General features: G+C 73.2%; 15 protein-coding genes and 3 tRNA genes. 8 read left to right on the forward strand and 10 right to left on the reverse strand.

Going from position 1 to position 16,399, the window contains the following annotated elements:
- Positions 1-35 precede the first annotated feature (35 nt).
- Positions 36-108, reverse strand: a tRNA-Trp gene (locus BUE29_RS06310).
- Positions 109-325: 217 nt separating this feature from the next.
- Here BUE29_RS06310 and BUE29_RS06315 point away from each other — a divergent pair.
- The gene (locus BUE29_RS06315) at positions 326-1,516 is read left to right on the forward strand and encodes a pyridoxal phosphate-dependent aminotransferase (RefSeq protein WP_073387754.1); all 1,191 of its coding nucleotides are present in this window, start codon (positions 326-328) and stop codon (positions 1,514-1,516) included.
- Between the two features lie 16 nt (positions 1,517-1,532).
- On the opposite strand, the gene BUE29_RS06320 is transcribed toward BUE29_RS06315, so the two are convergent.
- The 8 genes from BUE29_RS06320 to BUE29_RS06355 all read right to left on the reverse strand — a co-directional run bounded on the left by BUE29_RS06320 (position 1,533) and on the right by BUE29_RS06355 (position 5,609).
- Positions 1,533-3,008, reverse strand: a complete 1,476-nt coding sequence (locus BUE29_RS06320) for a M1 family aminopeptidase (protein ID WP_084180788.1) — start codon at positions 3,006-3,008, stop codon at positions 1,533-1,535.
- 10 nt (positions 3,009-3,018) lie between these two features.
- Positions 3,019-3,432, reverse strand: a complete 414-nt coding sequence (locus tag BUE29_RS06325; protein WP_073387757.1) for a MaoC family dehydratase — start codon at positions 3,430-3,432, stop codon at positions 3,019-3,021.
- Complete coding sequence (locus BUE29_RS06330; RefSeq protein ID WP_073387760.1) at positions 3,429-3,875, reverse strand: MaoC family dehydratase N-terminal domain-containing protein; 447 nt, start codon at positions 3,873-3,875, stop codon at positions 3,429-3,431. The genes BUE29_RS06325 and BUE29_RS06330 overlap by 4 nt, the downstream gene beginning before the upstream one ends.
- Positions 3,876-3,905: 30 nt before the next feature.
- Entirely contained in the window at positions 3,906-4,229 is a 324-nt protein-coding gene (locus BUE29_RS06335) for a DUF4873 domain-containing protein (RefSeq protein ID WP_073387763.1), read from the reverse strand.
- Positions 4,226-4,933, reverse strand: coding sequence for a TetR/AcrR family transcriptional regulator (locus BUE29_RS06340; protein WP_073387766.1), 708 nt, complete (start codon positions 4,931-4,933; stop codon positions 4,226-4,228). The genes BUE29_RS06335 and BUE29_RS06340 overlap by 4 nt, the downstream gene beginning before the upstream one ends.
- Positions 4,934-5,218: 285 nt before the next feature.
- On the reverse strand, positions 5,219-5,383 hold the full coding sequence (gene rpmG / locus BUE29_RS06345; RefSeq protein WP_073387769.1) for a 50S ribosomal protein L33: 165 nt from the start codon (positions 5,381-5,383) through the stop codon (positions 5,219-5,221).
- A 53-nt stretch (positions 5,384-5,436) separates the two neighbouring features.
- Positions 5,437-5,510 (reverse strand) — tRNA-Met (locus BUE29_RS06350).
- Between the two features lie 26 nt (positions 5,511-5,536).
- Positions 5,537-5,609, reverse strand: a tRNA-Thr gene (locus BUE29_RS06355).
- 198 nt (positions 5,610-5,807) lie between these two features.
- Here BUE29_RS06355 and BUE29_RS06360 point away from each other — a divergent pair.
- The 7 genes from BUE29_RS06360 to BUE29_RS06390 all read left to right on the forward strand — a co-directional run bounded on the left by BUE29_RS06360 (position 5,808) and on the right by BUE29_RS06390 (position 14,415).
- Positions 5,808-6,011 (forward strand): hypothetical protein, encoded by a 204-nt coding sequence (locus BUE29_RS06360; protein WP_073387771.1) that lies wholly within the window; start codon positions 5,808-5,810, stop codon positions 6,009-6,011.
- Between the two features lie 44 nt (positions 6,012-6,055).
- Positions 6,056-6,856, forward strand: coding sequence for a hypothetical protein (locus tag BUE29_RS06365; protein ID WP_073389413.1), 801 nt, complete (start codon positions 6,056-6,058; stop codon positions 6,854-6,856).
- Between the two features lie 12 nt (positions 6,857-6,868).
- A complete protein-coding gene (locus tag BUE29_RS06370) occupies positions 6,869-8,797 on the forward strand; it encodes a fumarate reductase/succinate dehydrogenase flavoprotein subunit (RefSeq protein WP_073387774.1) in 1,929 nt (642 codons plus the stop codon).
- Between the two features lie 7 nt (positions 8,798-8,804).
- Positions 8,805-9,638 (forward strand): succinate dehydrogenase/fumarate reductase iron-sulfur subunit, encoded by an 834-nt coding sequence (locus BUE29_RS06375; protein ID WP_084180789.1) that lies wholly within the window; start codon positions 8,805-8,807, stop codon positions 9,636-9,638.
- 366 nt (positions 9,639-10,004) lie between these two features.
- Entirely contained in the window at positions 10,005-11,978 is a 1,974-nt protein-coding gene (locus tag BUE29_RS06380; protein ID WP_073387777.1) for a hypothetical protein, read from the forward strand.
- Positions 11,975-12,787, forward strand: a complete 813-nt coding sequence (locus tag BUE29_RS06385) for a sulfotransferase family protein (protein WP_073387780.1) — start codon at positions 11,975-11,977, stop codon at positions 12,785-12,787. The genes BUE29_RS06380 and BUE29_RS06385 overlap by 4 nt, the downstream gene beginning before the upstream one ends.
- A gap of 89 nt (positions 12,788-12,876) precedes the next feature.
- On the forward strand, positions 12,877-14,415 hold the full coding sequence (locus BUE29_RS06390) for an endonuclease/exonuclease/phosphatase family protein (protein ID WP_143168024.1): 1,539 nt from the start codon (positions 12,877-12,879) through the stop codon (positions 14,413-14,415).
- On the opposite strand, the gene BUE29_RS06395 is transcribed toward BUE29_RS06390, so the two are convergent.
- Positions 14,409-16,397, reverse strand: a complete 1,989-nt coding sequence (locus BUE29_RS06395) for a glycosyltransferase family 2 protein (protein ID WP_073387786.1) — start codon at positions 16,395-16,397, stop codon at positions 14,409-14,411. The two genes, BUE29_RS06390 and BUE29_RS06395, sit on opposite strands and share 7 nt — an antisense overlap.
- Positions 16,398-16,399: the final 2 nt, after the last annotated feature.

Here is a 16,399-nt window from a genome sequence, read left to right on the forward strand (position 1 = left end):
CTCCGCGGGGCGCGGACCGGTGGTGCCTTCGTACGCAGGGGCGACAGGACTCGAACCTGCAACCGCCGGTTTTGGAGACCGGTGCTCTACCAATTGAGCCACGCCCCTAGGGACCTGCGGGAGTGCGGAGCACCTCGTGCCGCATGCGCGTGGACATGCTGACGCAAGGCCACAACCGGACCCCGACGCGCCAGTCTACGGGTGCGGGGCCGCCGCCTCCAACCCGGCGGCGTCGGCACCGGACCCAGGCGACCAGACGCCACCACACGCGACCGGCCGGCGTCCACGCGTGAAGCGGCGTGGACCCGTCTGGGACGATGGCCACATGGGAGCACGCGTATCCGACCGAGTCGCCGCCATCGCCGAGTCCGCCACCCTCGCCGTCGACGCGAAGGCCAAGGCCCTCAAGGCCGCCGGTCGGCCGGTCATCGGCTTCGGAGCCGGCGAACCGGACTTCCCCACCCCCGACTACGTCGTCGAGGCCGCCGTCGCCGCGGCCAAGGACCCCAAGTACCACCGCTACACCCCGGTGGCCGGCCTGCCCGACCTGCGGGCGGCGATCGCCGGCAAGACCAAGCGCGACACCGACTGGGATGTCGAGGCGAGCCAGGTCCTGGTGACCAACGGGGGCAAGCAGGCCGTCTACAACGCCTTCGCCGCGCTGCTCGACCCGGGCGACGAGGTGATCGTCATCGCCCCGTACTGGACGACCTACCCCGAGGCGATCAAGCTCGCCGGCGGCGTGCCCGTCGAGGTGCAGACCGACGAGACGAGCGGCTACTTGGCCACCGTCGAGCAGCTCGAGGCCGCGCGCACGGACCGCACGAAGGTGCTCCTGTTCGTGTCGCCGTCCAACCCCACCGGCGCGGTCTACCCCCGCGAGCAGGTCGAGGCGATCGGCAGCTGGGTCAAGGACAACGACCTCTGGGTCGTCACCGACGAGATCTACGAGCACCTGGTCTACGGCGACGCCGAGATGGTGTCGATCGCCCACTCGGCGGGCGAGAAGGTCGTCGTGCTCAACGGGGTCGCCAAGACCTACGCCATGACCGGGTGGCGCGTCGGCTGGCTCATCGGCCCGACCGACGTGGTCAAGGCCGCCACGAACCTGCAGTCGCACGCGACGTCCAACGTCAGCAACGTCGCGCAGGTCGCCGCGCTCGCCGCCGTCTCCGGCGACCTGTCGGCGGTGGCCGAGATGCGCGCCGTCTACGACCGGCGGCGCAAGGCGATCGTGAAGGCGCTCTCCGACATCCCGGGCGTCATCTGCCCGGAACCGCTCGGCGCCTTCTACGCCTACCCGTCCGTGAAGGGGCTGCTCGGCGTCTCGCTGCGGGGCCGGACGGCCGAGAACACCACCGAGCTCGCCGGCATCATCCTCGAGGAGGCCGAGGTCGCGGTCGTTCCCGGCGAGGCCTTCGGCACTCCCGGCTACCTCCGGTTCTCCTACGCACTCGGCGACGACGACCTCACCGAGGGCATCGGCCGGATCGCCGAGCTGGTCGCCGAGGGCTGATCCGACCGGGGACGGTTCAGCGCAACGCGCCGGCCTTGCGCAGCACCGCGATCCCGGCCGGGAGGTGGGCGATCGCGGCGCGGAAGTCCGCCGGGTTCACGATGCGCCAGGCGTTGCGCGCCACGTAGCAGCGCAGCGCCGCGTCCCACTTCGTCGGACCGGCGGCGCGCCTGGCCTGCTCCAGCGCGGCCGAACCCTTGTCGTAGGTCGTGAAGTAGTAGCCCCGCTCGTCCGACCCGTAGGACTGCGTCGACGAGTCCACCGCGCCGGGCGCGTCCAGGTCGGCGGAGTGGGCCGGGACGTCGTCCACCAGCTCCTCGGCGTAGTTGGCGAACGCCTCGTCCAGCCATGGGTGGCGTGACTGCGAGTCGCCGACCATCGCGTAGAACCACTGGTGGGCCGTCTCGTGCACCGCCACCAGCCGCGACCCGTCCAACATGAGGATCGAGCCGGGGTACTCGATGCCGCCGCCCCGCGCGGGCAGCCGGGCGACCGCGAGCGACGGGAACGGGAACGGCCCGAACCGGCGTGCCAGCTCGCGGATCGCCCGACGGAACTCGGGCACGAGCGCGTCGCGTACCTGGGCCGAGGGCGCGCCGAGGCGCAGCGCGGTCGCGCCCACCCTCGTGTCGGAGACGACGAAGGGCCCGGCGGCGACGCTCACGTCGCGGGCGGCGGCGAGGTGGGACGTCCAGGTGCGGCTGCTCCCCGCCCGCGCCGGGTCCGCGGGATTGCCCGAGGCGATGACGACGTCGGCGGCCGGGGCGGTCACGCGCAGGTCGGTGTCGGCGGCCTCGCTGGTGGCGCTCTCGGCGGTGAAGTCGATGAGGTCCTCGGTGTGCCAGCCGTAGCCGCGCTCCCACGCGAGCAGCGGCTGCGCCGAGCCGAAGTAGGCGAACCGCCCGGCGCGACCGAAGCGGTCGAAGGAGTTCTCCCCGAGCGTGAGCGTGAACGCGATGCGGGCGGTGGCGATCTGGCCGGCGGCGACCGTGCGGCCGAGCGGGATCCGCAGCAGGCCGCCCTGCGTGGACGGCGCGGCGTTGGCGGCCGAGAACCGGTAGCGCCCGCCCGCCGGCGTCGCCGTCGCCGAGGTGACGCGGATGCCGTTGCCCTGCTCGACGCTGGGGCGGGTGTTGGCGGTGAGCCGGAAGACCAGCTCGGTGACGGGCCGGTCCGGTCGGAAGCCGACCTGCTCCACGCCGCGGACGGTCGCGTGCCCGGGGGCGATGGTGAAGGCGAGCGCGATCCGGGGGCGGTCGGGGTCGGGTGCGGCGTAGCGCGCGGGGCACACGCTTGCGTCGCTGCGGCCGGAGCTGCGCGAAGACCCGGGCACCGTCGGGCTCGACCTCGGGCCCGGCGTCGCGGCCGACGTCGGGTTCGCCGCCGGTCGGTGCGCGGTCGCGCCGGTGCCGTCGACGGTGCCGGTGCACGCCGCGAGCAGGCAGCCGGTCACGGTCGCGACCACGGCGACCCGCGTCCGGCGACCGCTCATGCGGTGGCCGTCACGCCGCGTCCGGGAACCGGACGACGGCGCGGGCTCTGGTCAGCACGGTGTCGCCGTCGACGGTGACGGTCAGCGCGACCTCGACACGGCCGTCGTCGAGGACCTTGCGCACCTCGCCGGCCACGGTCAGCGTCGCCTCCCCCGGGTCGGGCACCGGCACCGGCCGGGTGAAGCGGACGCCGTACTCGACGACCGCGCCGGGGTCCCCCGCCCAGTCGGTGACGACGCGGATCGCCGTCGCCATGGTGAACATGCCGTGCGCGATCACGCCCGGCAACCCGACCTCGGTCGCGACCCGCTCGTTCCAGTGGATCGGGTTGAAATCGCCGGACGCGCCGGCGTAGCGGACGAGGTCCGCGCGCGTGACCGCGAACTCGCGCGGCGCGATGGTGTCGCCGACGGCCGGGCTCATGCGTCCCCTCGCGCCACGAGCGTGCTGTGGGCGGTGGCGACGTCCTCGCCGTCGACCGTGCTGACGTCCGCTCGGGTGCCGACGATGTCGTTGCCGCCGATCGTCCTGACGCTCTCGATCGCGACCACGACCTGGAGGAGGTCGCCCGCACGGATGGGGCGATGGTGGACGAAGCGCTGGTCACCGTGGACGACGCGGGAGTAGTCCAGGCCGAAGTCCGGGTCGTCCACCACCTGGTTGCCCGCCGGCAGCGTGAGGGCGATGGCGAAGGTCGGCGGCGCGATCACGTCGTCGTGTCCGAGCGCGCGCGCGGCGGCGACGTCGCGGTACGCCGGGTGCGGATCGCCCACGGCGTCGGCGAACTCGCGGATCTTCTCGCGCCCCACCCGGTACGGCGGCGTCGGCGGGTAGACGCGACCGACGTAGGACTGGTCGACGGGCATGGCCGCGAGGCTATGCCATCGCCCGGGGGCTCAGTCGTCGGCGACGGTGTCGAGGACCGGGAAGGGGGTCGGGCCGAACCCCTCCACCCGCGGGCGTCCCCAGGGGTCGACATCGGTCAGCGCGGTGGCGACCTCGGCGTGCGGCGTACGGAGCGTGACCGTGCGGCCGCCGTTCGCGACGAGCGCGGCGACCTGCGGGCTCGCGGCGACGCGGCCGTACCAGCTGTACCGGCCGCTGATCGGGTCGAAGTGGCCGCGCAGGGTGACGTCGACGTCCACCCCCGCGGCGTCCCCGTCGGGCAGGAGCTGGGCGGGGCCGTCGTAGCCGTCCTCGTCGGGGGCGCCGTGGGTCATGGGGTGGCCTCTCCGGTACCGGACGCGGCGAGCGCGCCGATAGGCAGGGGTGCGTCGTACTCGACGTGCAGGCCGTGCTCGCGGGCCGTCCCTTCGAGCAGGTGCCACACGCCGTTGCAGACGATCGCGGTGAACTTCTCCCGCGGGATCGAGCGGTGCTGCAACCACCACCCGCCGGCGGACTCGACGAACCCGACGATGCCGTACGCACCCGGGTCGGCCTCGTCGCCCTCGATGCCGAAGAACACCATGATGATCTTCAGCAGCGACGCCACGTTGTCGGCGAGGGTGTTCTCGACCGACTCGAGGCCGCCGTCGCGACGCAGTCGCAGGAAGTGGTAGAGGTTCGGGTGCTCGTCGAGCCAGCCGATGATGGTCCCGATGGCGGCGCCGATGATCTGGCGCGGCGTCGTCTCGGTCGACAGCTGCAGCTTGGGCAGCACGGCGTCGAGCACGTCCTTGACCACGAGCTCCGCGATCGCCTGACGCAGGTCCTCGCGGTCACGGAAGTAGCGGTACAGGACCGTGCGGCTGACGCCGGCCTCGTCGGCGATCTGCTCGGCGGAGGCCCCCGGGCCGTGGCGGTCGACGGCGGCGGCCCCGGCGGCGACGAACGCGGCGCGGCGCTGGGCCCGGTGCTCGGTCCAGCGCAGCCGCCGGCCGTCGGCGGCCGTCTCGCCGTCCCGCGGTGCGCGTCCGCCCATGTCACCCTCCCGGAAAATGGGGCGAAGTACCTGTGACACGCACTGTAGCCGGTGCTGTCGTCGACGCGACGGCTCGGAGCCGACCCGCCCGGGGCGCGTCGGGGTCGGCGCAGGAAGATCCGCCCCGGCCCCGCGATCTTCCGGACACCACGCGAACCCGGGCACCGCGGGCGCAGGAAGATCCGCCCCGCCCGGCGATCTTCTGGCACCACGCGAACCACCCGGACACCACGAAGGCCCCGCCGGCGGTACCGGCGGGGCCTTCGGGACGGAGCGCAGAACGCGTCAGCGCGTCTCGCGGTGCTCGGTGTGCTTGCCGCAGTTCGGGCAGAACTTGTTCATCGAGAGCCGGTCGGGGTCGTTACGCCGGTTCTTCACGGTGATGTAGTTGCGGTGCTTGCACACCTGGCACGCCAAGGTGATCTTCGGACGAACGTCGGTGGCTGCCACTGGCCGAGCCCTTCACAGTCGAGGTCTTTCGAGTTACCGGCTGGCGCCGGGTGTAGCGAGGGCGGGACTCGAACCCGCGACACCACGATTATGAGCCGTGTGCTCTAACCACCTGAGCTACCCCGCCGCGGACGGGCCGCGAGGGCCCGCCGGAGCCCCCTTACGGAATCGAACCGTAGACCTTCTCCTTACCATGGAGACGCTCTGCCGACTGAGCTAAGGGGGCGGAGACACGGTCTCGATCGAGAGCCGTGCGCCGACGGATCAGCCTACACGATCGCGACGGCGACTCCGGTCGCCCCACCCGGCGCCGCGGCTCGTCGGGACTGCAGGGTCGACCGCGCCGACGATCGTCGTCCCGGTTGGCAAGGCGGGTGTGATCGGCCACACTCGGGCCGTACCGTCCGCCGATGGGGAGCGTGTGATGGCAGCGAACGTCGAGACGTCCTCGCGACGCCGAGACGCCACCGTCCCCGGACGCCGCCCCGGTCCTCGCGGCAGATCGCGCCACGACCCCGCGGCGATCGCCGTCGCGCAGGCCCTCGGCGCCGCCTCCGCCGCGCACGCCGCACTCCTCGGCCGCCGCATCGAGGTCGACGACCCGGGATGGGGTGACTGTCCACGGTGACCCGCGCAACCGAACGTCCGGTCGAGCGTCCGTCGCGCCGCAACATGCGCGCCGGCGTCGCCGCACCCGGCCGGGCGAGCATCCCGGCGCGCACGCTGCGCACGGACAACTGGCGCCGGGCGCCGGTCGTCACGTTCGTCCTGCTCGCCGGCTGGGTGCTGTACGCGACACTGCGCACCGTCTGGCAGGCCGCGTACTTCGCGCCGAGCGAGCACTACCTCTCGCCGTTCTACTCGCCGTGCGTCACCGCGAGCTGCGAACCGGGCGCGCGCGACTTCGGGACGTGGTTCGGGCACTTCCCGCCGATCGTGCCGTTCGCGATCGTCACACTGCCGTTCCTGCTCGGTTTCCGGCTCACCTGCTACTACTACCGGCGCTCCTACTACCGCGCGTTCTGGGCGTCCCCGCCGGCCTGCGCGGTCGCCGAGCCGCACACCGGCTACACCGGCGAGACCCGCTTCCCGCTGGTCATGCAGAACCTGCACCGCTACTTCTGGGTGGCGGCCGGGCTCATCTCGGTGATCAACACGTGGGACGTCGTCCAGGCGTTCCGGCCGGAGGGTCACGCGTTCGGCTTCGGTCTCGGCACGGTCGTCATGCTCGCCAACGTCGTGCTGCTGTGGGCCTACACGCTGTCGTGTCACTCCTGCCGACACATCGTCGGCGGCAAGCTGCGCACCTTCTCCCGTCACCCGCTGCGCTACCGCGCATGGACGCTCATCTCGCGGCTCAACGCCAAGCACATGCAACTGGCGTGGACGACGCTGGCCACGCTGATGATCACCGACGGCTACATCGCGCTCGTCGCCGCGGGCGCGTTCAGCGATCCTCGAATCGTCAACTGAGAGGCGCGCGACGTGAGCGAAGTCGAGGCCGAGATCGAGCGCCACAGTTACGACGTGCTGGTCATCGGCGCCGGCGGCGCCGGGCTCCGCGCGGCCATCGCCGCCCACGAGGCCGGGTTGCGCGTGGCGATCATCTGCAAGTCGCTGTTCGGCAAGGCCCACACCGTCATGGCCGAGGGCGGCTGTGCGGCCGCGATGGGCAACGCCAACGGCAACGACAGCTGGCAGGTGCACTTCCGCGACACCATGCGTGGCGGCAAGTTCCTCAACAACTGGCGGATGGCCGAGCTGCACGCGAAGGAGGCGCCCGATCGCGTCTGGGAGCTCGAGACCTACGGCGCGCTGTTCGACCGGACGAAGGACGGCCGCATCAGCCAGCGCAACTTCGGCGGTCACGAGTACCCGCGCCTCGCGCACGTCGGCGACCGCACCGGCCTCGAGCTCATCCGCACGATGCAGCAGAAGATCGTCTCCCTGCAGCAGGCCGACGCGCGGGCCCGGGGCAACACCGGTGCGGACGAGAGCCGTCTGCGGGTCTTCGCCGAGTGCACGATCACCGACCTGATCCAGACCCACCGGGGCGGCCCGGTGGCGGGCGCCTTCGGCTACTACCGCGAGACCGGGAACTTCGTCGTCTTCCGCGCGCCCGCCGTCGTCCTCGCGACCGGTGGGATCGGCAAGGTCGCCAAGGTGACGTCCAACTCGTGGGAGTGCACCGGCGACGGCATGGGGCTCGCGCTGCGAGCGGGCTCCACCCTGCTGAACATGGAGTTCGTGCAGTTCCACCCGACCGGCATGGTCTGGCCGCCGTCGGTGAAGGGCATCCTCGTCACCGAGGGCGTGCGCGGCGACGGTGGCGTGCTCAAGAACTCCGACGGCACGCGGTTCACCTTCGACTACGTGCCCGACGTGTTCCGCGAGCAGTACGCCGACAACGAGGCCGAGGCCGACCGCTGGTACGCCGACCCGGAGCACAACAAGCGCACCCCCGACCTGCTGCCCCGCGACGAGGTCGCCCGTGCGATCAACAGCGAGGTCAAGGCCGGGCGCGGGTCACCGCACGGCGGTGTCTTCCTCGACATCGCCTCCCGCCTGCCCAAGGACGAGATCCTGCGGCGGCTGCCGTCGATGTACCACCAGTTCAAGGAGCTCGCCGACGTCGACATCACCGCCGAGCCCATGGAGGTCGGCCCCACCTGCCACTACGTGATGGGTGGCATCGAGGTGGAGCCCGACACCGGGGCCGCGAGCCGCGTGCCGGGCCTGTTCGCCTCCGGCGAGGTCGCCGGCGGCATGCACGGGTCCAACCGCCTCGGCGGCAACTCGCTGTCGGACCTGCTCGTCTTCGGCAAGCGCTCCGGCGACGGCGCCGCCGCCTACGTCGCGACGCTCAAGGGCGTGTACCCGGCGATCACCGACGCCCAGATCGACGCCTGTCGTCGCATCGCCCTCGCGCCGACCGACAAGCAGGACGGCGAGAACGCCTACGAGCTGCACGAGGAGCTGCAGCAGATCATGAACGACCTCGTCGGCATCATCCGCCGGGCCGGTGAGGTGCAGGACGCCCTGGAACGCCTGGAGAAGCTCAAGGAGCGCGCCCAGCACATCCGCATCACCGGCGGCCGACGATTCAACCCCGGCTGGCACCTCGCCCTCGACCTGCGCAACATGCTCGCGGTCGCCGAGTGCGTCGCACGGGCCGCGCTGCTGCGCGAGGAGTCACGGGGCGGCCACACCCGCGACGACTTCCCCGCGATGTCGGCGGAGTGGCGGCAGCAGAACCTGATCTGCGCGTTGAACGAGGCGCGCACCGGCGTCGACGTGGTCGCGCAGCCGCTGGCGGCCATGCGCCCGGACCTGCTCGCGCTGTTCACGCGCTCCGAACTGGCCAAGTACTACACCGACGCCGAGATCGCCGACGTCTCCGAAGAAGGGGTGTGAGCCGTCGATGACCGCTGTGGAGGAGAACGCCAGCGTCAGCCCCGACGAAGCCCTCGCGAACGTCAAGGCGAAGGCCGAGCAGGACGGGAAGGGCTACGACGCCCACTTCCGGGTGTGGCGCGGCGACGCCGCCGGCGGCGAGCTCGTCGACTACACCGTCCGCGTGAACGAGGGCGAGGTCGTCCTCGACATCATCCACCGCCTGCAGGCGACACAGGCCGGCGATCTCGCGGTGCGCTGGAACTGCAAGGCCGGCAAGTGCGGCTCGTGCAGCGCCGAGATCAACGGCCGGCCGCGGTTGCTGTGCATGACCCGCATGTCGACCTTCGCGCCGGACGACGTCGTCACCGTCACGCCGATGCGCACCTTCCCGGTGACGAAGGACCTCGTCACCGACGTCTCGTTCAACTACCGCAAAGCACAGGAGACGCCGGCGTTCGCGCCGCCGCCGGGCCTCGCGCCCGGCGAGTACCGCATGGCGCAGGTCGACGTCGAGCGCTCGCAGGAGTTCCGCAAGTGCATCGAGTGCTTCCTGTGCCAGAACGTCTGCCACGTGGTGCGCGATCACGAGGAGAACAAGGAGGCGTACTCCGGGCCGCGCTTCCTGATGCGCATCGCAGAGCTCGACATGCACCCGCTCGACGCGCTCGACCGGCAACGCTCGGCCCAGGAGGACCACGGCCTGGGCATGTGCAACATCACCAAGTGCTGCACCGAGGTATGCCCCGAGCACATCAAGATCACCGACAACGCGCTGATCCCGCTGAAGGAGCGGGTCGTCGACCGCAAGTACGACCCGCTGGTCTGGCTCGGCCGCACGATCCTGCGGCGCCGGGACTGAGCCCGGCCCTCGCCGGCGACGGGCGGGCCGCCGGATCGACACACAGGCGGCCGCACGGGGGGAACGGCCGCCTGGTGCGGTCCTCATTATGCACACCGTTGCGCGTAACGCAACGAGCGGTCGGCGTGCGACGCCTGGCGGCGGTCCGGTCACCGCGTCGGCCGGATCGCGACGCGGGCGTGCCGATCACGGGCCGACAACGATCAAGGTCGGCGGCGACGGGCCGTTCGGGGCACACACGCTGCGTCGGTATCGTGTGCACCGCGCTCGGGGCACCGGAAGTGCGCAGCGCGACGTCGACGGCAGCCGGACGGCGTCAGCCGGGGCACACGGAGGGCCAATGCTTGGACACGGGGTGACACGCCCGTGACGATCCCGGCCGACCCGACCCCGTCGCACCGCTCGATCACGACGGTCGAGCCCGTCCCGTCCGCGGGTTCGCCGCTGCGCGCTGGGCTCGTGTTCCTCGCCCTGATCGTCGCGGTCGGCTTCACCTCCGGTGCCGCACTGGCCGGCGGCGAGCCGCAGTTCGTCCTCGCGGTCGCGCTGTGGGTGGCGGTCGAGGCCGTCTCCGCGCGGTTCACCCCCTTCATCAACTGGGGGTTGCGTCGCGTCGGCGTGGGCGCGGTGGCGCGCGGCCTGCTGGTCAGCGCCACCGTCGTCGTGTTCGCCGTGCAGACCAACAAGGTGCCGATGGTCGTGGCGGCCCTGCTGACGGTGCTGGTCGCGCTGGCCGCCGCCATGGGGCGCAGCGCCGCGGCCCAGGCCATCGACTACCTGCGCCGGCCGCCGCTACTCACCCGCGGCCTGGACCTCGACCTCCCGCCCGTCCCGGCTGCCCTGCCGATCCGGGTGCTGCGCCAGCACGGCGTGGAGCAGATCGCCGCGCTCCCCGCCGCGATCGGGCTCGCGCTCGCCTCCGGCCGCCGCGGCGACGACACCTGGGGCTACGCCGGGTTGAGCGTGTACCTCGTCGCCTCGCTGATCCTGCCGACGATCGTCGTCGCCCACGCGGTGCGGCTGCGCCGGCTCGACCCGCGGCGCCGCGTGGCCGATGCCGCGGTGCGGCGCCTCGCCGAGATCGACCCGCACGTCGTCCTCTACTACGGCGACGGCCCCGCCTGGCAGTACCAGGTCGAGGTCTGGCTGACCGCGCTCGAGGACTCCCGGCGGCCGGTGCTGCTCGTCGTCCGGGATCGCGCGGTCCTGCAGACCTTGCCGCCGACGACCCTGCCGATCGTCTGCGTGCCGGCGAGCCGCGAGCTCATGCGACTGCCGCTGGACTCGTTGCGGGCCGCGCTGTTCGTCGGCAACACCTCGAACAACCTGCACATGCTGCGCAGACCGGGTGTCACGAGCGTGTTCCTCGGTCACGGCGACAGCGACAAGGACGCCAGCCGCAACCCGTTCAGCCGGGCCTACAACGAGATCTGGGTGGCGGGACCGGCCGGGCGGGAGCGGTACCGCGCCGCCCGCGTCGGGGTCAGCGAGCACGCGTTCCGCGAGATCGGCCGCCCGCAGCTCGAGTCGCTCGCCCGTGAGCCCGACACGGTGCCGATGTTGACCGTCCTCTACGCCCCGACGTGGGAGGGCTGGGGCGAGAGCCCCAACCACAGCTCGCTCGCCGAGCACGGTGTCGCGCTCGTCGCCGAGCTGCTCCGCCGCCCCGGCGTGCGGGTCATGTACCGGCCGCACCCGCGTACCGGCCACATCCGCACCACCATGCGCCGGGCGCACCAGGAGGTCGTCGCGCTGCTGCGCGAGGCGGGCGCGGCCGCGCCGCTGCCGCCCCAGGACAGCCCACCCGCCGGGGGCACCGACGGCCGACCCGACCCGCTGGACGTCTGCACGCGGCGGCTGCCCCCCGTGGGGCCGGCCGGGCCGGGCGCGCCCACGAGCGGGGCCGCCGCGCGGGCCGAGCGGGCCCGGCAGTTCTGGGCCGACCGCCCCGGCCACCGCATCCTGACCGGCGCCGAACCTGACCTCTATGCCGCCTTCCGGGTGGCCGACGCGCTCGTGGCCGACGTCTCGAGCGTGGTCACCGACTTCCTCGCCGCCGACCGGCCGTACGCCGTCGTCAACAACACCGAGCAGTCCGACGACGACTTCCGCGCCAACGTCCCCGCGGCGGCCGGCGGTTTCCTGATCGGCCGCGACCTCACCGGCCTCGACGAGCTGCTCGCCGCCGCGACCGACGCCCGCGACGACCCGACCGCCGCGGCCCGGGCCCGCGCCCGCCGCTACCTGCTGGGCGCCTCCGGCGCCGAGGCGCAGCGCCGCTTCTGCGACGAACTCGACCGGGTGACCGGGACGTCCCCCGCCCGCGTGCGGCCGGCATGACCGAGCCGGGCAGCCTGCGCTCGCGGCTCGGCGACGTCCGGCGCGTGGTGAACCGGCGCCGCTTCGCGCTGGGCCGCACCGCCCGCCTCGAGGACGACGGACTGCATCTGGTGCGCAGCCCGGTCTTCCTGCTCAGCTCGGTGCGCTCCGGCTCCACGCTGCTGCGCTCGATGCTCGACACCCACACCCAGATCGTCGCGCCCCACGAGCTGCACCTGGGAACGATGCGGGTGAGCTCGGCCAAGCAGTACGCGGTGGACTCCTGGGAGGCCCTCGGTCTGTCCCTCGACGAGCTGCAGAACGTGCTCTGGGACCGCGCGCTGCACCTCGCGCTCGTGCGCGGCGGCGGGCGCATCGTGGTCGACAAGACGCCGCAGAACGTCGAGATCTGGCAGCGCATCCACGCGTTCTGGCCCCATGCGCGTTACCTGCACCTGCGACGCCACCCCGGCAGCGTGTACGAGTCGCTCGTACACGCCCGCCCGGACCAGCCGACGGCGGCGCACGTCGCCAACGTCGCGCGGTACGGCGGGTGGCTCGACGCGGCCCGGGCCGCCCTCCCCGGACCGACCGTCCGCTACGAGGACCTCACCGCCGACCCGGCGACCACGCTGCGCGCCGTGTGCGCGTACCTCGGCGTGCGCTACCAGACGCGGATGCTCACCTACCGCCGCAGCGGCAACCGCGGCGGCCTCGGCGACTGGTCGGAGAACATCCACTCCGGACGGGTGCAGCAGGCCCGGCCGCTGCCCGCACTCGCCGACGTGCCGGCCGAGCTGCGCGACCTGACCACGGCCTGGGGTTACTGAGCGTCCAACGTCCCTGTCCCGGACGGTGCACGCCCGATACGCTCCTGCGGTCCGGCGGGGGCCGTGACCGTCATGTGGAGCGCCGCCCGATGTCCTTCCGCCGTCCGAGCCGTCGTCGCGCGCGGGTCCTCGCCACGACCCTCGTCGCGCTCGCGGCCATGGCCACATCGCTGCTGCTGTCCGCCGGGCCGGCCGCGGCCGCCGAGGCCGTCCCCGCGCCGGTCCGCCCGCACGGCGAGCACGTCGTCCGCGTGACCGCGCACTCGATCACGGTCGCGCTGCCGCGGCTCGCGCACGCCACCCACTACCGCCTGTACGCGGCCACGACCCGCAACGACGTGACGGTCGCCCGGATCCGCCACGCGCACGCCTCGGCGGTCGCCACCGCGCCGCGACTCACGATCCGCGGGCTGCGCTACACGACGGCCCCGTACTGGTACCGCGTCAAGGCGTGGAACGCCAAGCACTACCGCTGGGGTCTCACCGTCCGGTCGGTCGCGCTGCGACCCGGCCCACCCACGACGGTGCGGGTGACCGCCACCCGCAGGGGCACCTGGCTGACGTGGCACGGCACGGCCACCGGCTTCACCGTCGCGCAGGCCACCGACCGGGCGATGCGCACGGGCCGCCGGACGTACACCCTGCGCGGCACCACCACCCAGTTCACGCCCTACGGCACCACGCCCGGGCGGACCTACTGGTTCCGGGTCCGCCGGACGAACCACGACACCGCATCGCCGTGGTCGACGCCGGTCCGCGCGCGGGTCCGCGCGCACCTGCAGCCGGTTCGGCTCATGACCTACAACGTCCTGACGAGCGCCGCGGACGGTCAGCGCACCACCGGCGAGCGGATCGCACCCTGGTCGAAGCGCCGCGCCGGAGTCGCCGCACTGATCCGCGGCGCGACCCCCGACGTCGTCTGCCTGCAGGAGGCCGGCGGCTGGGTCGGCTCGCCCCAGGGGTACGGCGGGACGCGGCAGGCCGACGACCTCGCGCACCTGCTCGGCTCGTACACGCTCGCCCGCACCGAGACCCCACCCACCGAGCACCACTACTTCCGCACCGGCAGCTACCTGCTGTACCGGACGTCGGTCTACCGGGCCGTGGGGACCGGTGGCCACTGGTTCCTGGGCGACAACCGGGTGGCCGCCTACCAGGTGCTGCAGCGGCGGAGCACGGGCGCAACGGTGCTGGCCGTGTCGGTGCACCTCAACTTCGGCAACGGCCGGGCCGCCGACGACGTGCGCGCCGCCGAGACCCGCAGCCTGCTCTCGCAGGCCGGCCGGCTCGCCGCCGCGAAGGGCGTCCCGGTGGTCTACGCCGGCGACTTCAACTCCGTGCTCAACCGCAACCACGTCTACGACGGCGCCGGGGACGTGATGCGCGCGCACCGGGTCGCCGACGCGCAGAGCGTGGCGCAGTCGCGACCCAACGAGCGGTTCAACAGCGCCAACCTCTACCTGCGCACGCCGCCGGAGGTGGGCCAGAGCATCGACTACGTCTTCGCGCCGGCCGGCGTCGCGGTGCGCTCGCGGGAGGTCGTGCTGCGGCTGTCGCGCGGCCGCTTCCGCGGCGTCATCCCGTCCGATCACAATCCGGTGCTGGTGCGGGCGGCCTTCCCCTACTGAGCCCGCCCGCGGGCACGCAGCCGGCGCCACGCCCGTCGCGCCTGCCGGAGGCGGCGGCGGGCGAGGCTGCGGCCGACCCGCTGCCAGCGGGCCGTCGTCGGTCCGGCGAGCTCGGGGTCGGGCAGCGCCGCGAGGACGCGCCGACCGCCGGTCAGCACGAGCGTGCCCGTCGGGCGCGGCGCCCCCCATCCGGGCAGGTCCAGGGCGAGCAGCACCCGCCACACCGCGGGGCGGCGGCGTGGCCGGGGCAGCGGCGCGGTGAGGGCGGTGGTGTCGGCGTCGCGGACGAGGCGGGCGACGACGTCGACCGGGGCCGGCCGGCCGGGGGGCATGAGGCGCAGCCGCGCACCCACGTCGTCGCCGTCGGCCACCACCAGCGGCGCGGTGACCGTCACGGTCCCCGCGCGCCGGCCGACCCGGCCCGGTCCGGGGCCGAAGCGCAGCGCGCGGGCCAGAGCCGCCCCGTCGACGCCGACCCGCAGGCTGAGGTCCTCGACGCGTTGCGTCCAGTACGGCACCACGGCCACGCCGCCGGCGAGAGCGGGACGCAACGCGCTTGGCACGTCCGCGGTCCGGTTGCCGCCGAGGCGGCCCTCCTTGCTCCAGCCGGTCTGCGCGAGCTTGAGGTAGAAGTCCCACACGCTGTCGGGCTTCTCCGCGAGCACCCGCGGGTCGATCGTCGCGCTGCCGCGCAGCGCGAGCGAGGACCGCCCGCTGCCGTCGTCGCGCACGTCGGCCGCCGACTCGGTCGCGATCGTGAACTCCAGGCTGTCCGCCCGTCGCCGCGCCACGAGCGTGATCGACGCCGAGCGCAGCTCACGGGTGCACCGTCGCGCGGCGACGGTGACCGGCGGATCGAGCGGGGGCACCGGGACGAGGAAGTCGTCGCCCGACCGGTCGTAGCCGCGCGGGTCACCGGTGTGCGCGTCGACGAGCACGGCCGCGAATCGCAGCGCCAGCGTGCCGTCGGGGTTCCACCCCAGCCCCGTCAGCTCGGCCCGGCAGCGGACGTCGAGCTGGTGGCGGACGTAGCCGATCAGGTCGTCCAGCCGGCCGGCGCGCAGCAGCTCGGCGGCGACGCGCTGCCGTGGCGACAGGCCCGCGTCGACGTGCGGGGGGATGGCCGCCTCGGCGAGCGCGCGGGCGGCGTCGAACAGCGAACGCTGGTAGTCCCGGTCCTGGGCCAGGAAGCTCGCGCCGTCGAGCCGGCCGAGGATCTCCTGCCGCAGCGGCCGGCGCAGGCACTTGTCGCGCAACGCGCCGGGTTCGGTGTGCCGCAGGATGATGTCGACCGTCTCGCGGACGTAGCCGTAGTAGCTCGGCGGGTCGATGCGCTGGTAGCCGGCGTTGCCGGCGTCCTGTCGTCCGATGTGGAAGTAGACGTGGTAGTCGGCGAGCACCGAGATGCGGCGCGCCCGGAAGTACGCCTCGACGACGAAGACGTGGTCCTCGAGGCGCCGCTTGCCCTCGGGGAAGCGCAGGCCGATCTCGTTCAGGAACGCGACGCGGAACAGCTTGTGCGGCGTCAGCGAGTCCATGAGCGGCGCGTTGGCGAGGGTGGCGTCCGGACGCGACTTCGCGAACAGCGCCTTCGCCACGCCGCGCCGATGCCCGGCGTAGCGGCCGACGACGACGTCGGCGCCGTTGTCGTCGGCGTAGTCGGCGAGCCGTTCCAGCGCCTCGGGGGCGAACCAGTCGTCGTGGTCGGCGAAGAAGACGTAGGTGCCGCGCGCGAGATCGATGCCGATGTTGCGGGGCTTGCCCGGCCAGCCGCTGTTGGGGATGTGGCGCACCACGACGTTGTCGTGCTCGGCCGCGAGGGCGTCGAGACGCGCGGGAGTCGCGTCGGTGGAGCCGTCGTCGACGAAGATGACCTCGAACTGCGCCGCGGGCAGCGACTGCCCCAGCAGCGAGGCGACGAGCGGCTCGATGTGCTTGCCGGTGTTGTAGACGGCGACGACGACGCTCACGCGGACGGTCATGA

The sequence above is a fragment of the Jatrophihabitans endophyticus genome (assembly GCF_900129455.1).
In the GTDB taxonomy this organism is placed as follows: Bacteria; Actinomycetota; Actinomycetes; order Mycobacteriales; family Jatrophihabitantaceae; genus Jatrophihabitans; species Jatrophihabitans endophyticus.

Excerpts from the sequence above, each read along its gene's own strand:
- BUE29_RS06315 (WP_073387754.1), top strand. The coding sequence starts at position 326 with ATGGGAGCACGCGTATCCGACCGAGTCGCCGCCATCGCCGAGTCCGCC.
- BUE29_RS06320 (WP_084180788.1), bottom strand. The coding sequence starts at position 3,008 with ATGAGCGGTCGCCGGACGCGGGTCGCCGTGGTCGCGACCGTGACCGGC.
- BUE29_RS06325 (WP_073387757.1), bottom strand. The coding sequence starts at position 3,432 with ATGAGCCCGGCCGTCGGCGACACCATCGCGCCGCGCGAGTTCGCGGTC.
- BUE29_RS06330 (WP_073387760.1), bottom strand. The coding sequence starts at position 3,875 with ATGCCCGTCGACCAGTCCTACGTCGGTCGCGTCTACCCGCCGACGCCG.
- BUE29_RS06335 (WP_073387763.1), bottom strand. The coding sequence starts at position 4,229 with ATGACCCACGGCGCCCCCGACGAGGACGGCTACGACGGCCCCGCCCAG.
- BUE29_RS06340 (WP_073387766.1), bottom strand. The coding sequence starts at position 4,933 with ATGGGCGGACGCGCACCGCGGGACGGCGAGACGGCCGCCGACGGCCGG.
- BUE29_RS06360 (WP_073387771.1), top strand. The coding sequence starts at position 5,808 with ATGGCAGCGAACGTCGAGACGTCCTCGCGACGCCGAGACGCCACCGTC.
- BUE29_RS06365 (WP_073389413.1), top strand. The coding sequence starts at position 6,056 with ATGCGCGCCGGCGTCGCCGCACCCGGCCGGGCGAGCATCCCGGCGCGC.
- BUE29_RS06375 (WP_084180789.1), top strand. The coding sequence starts at position 8,805 with ATGACCGCTGTGGAGGAGAACGCCAGCGTCAGCCCCGACGAAGCCCTC.
- BUE29_RS06385 (WP_073387780.1), top strand. The coding sequence starts at position 11,975 with ATGACCGAGCCGGGCAGCCTGCGCTCGCGGCTCGGCGACGTCCGGCGC.
- BUE29_RS06390 (WP_143168024.1), top strand. The coding sequence starts at position 12,877 with ATGTCCTTCCGCCGTCCGAGCCGTCGTCGCGCGCGGGTCCTCGCCACG.
- BUE29_RS06395 (WP_073387786.1), bottom strand. The coding sequence starts at position 16,397 with ATGACCGTCCGCGTGAGCGTCGTCGTCGCCGTCTACAACACCGGCAAG.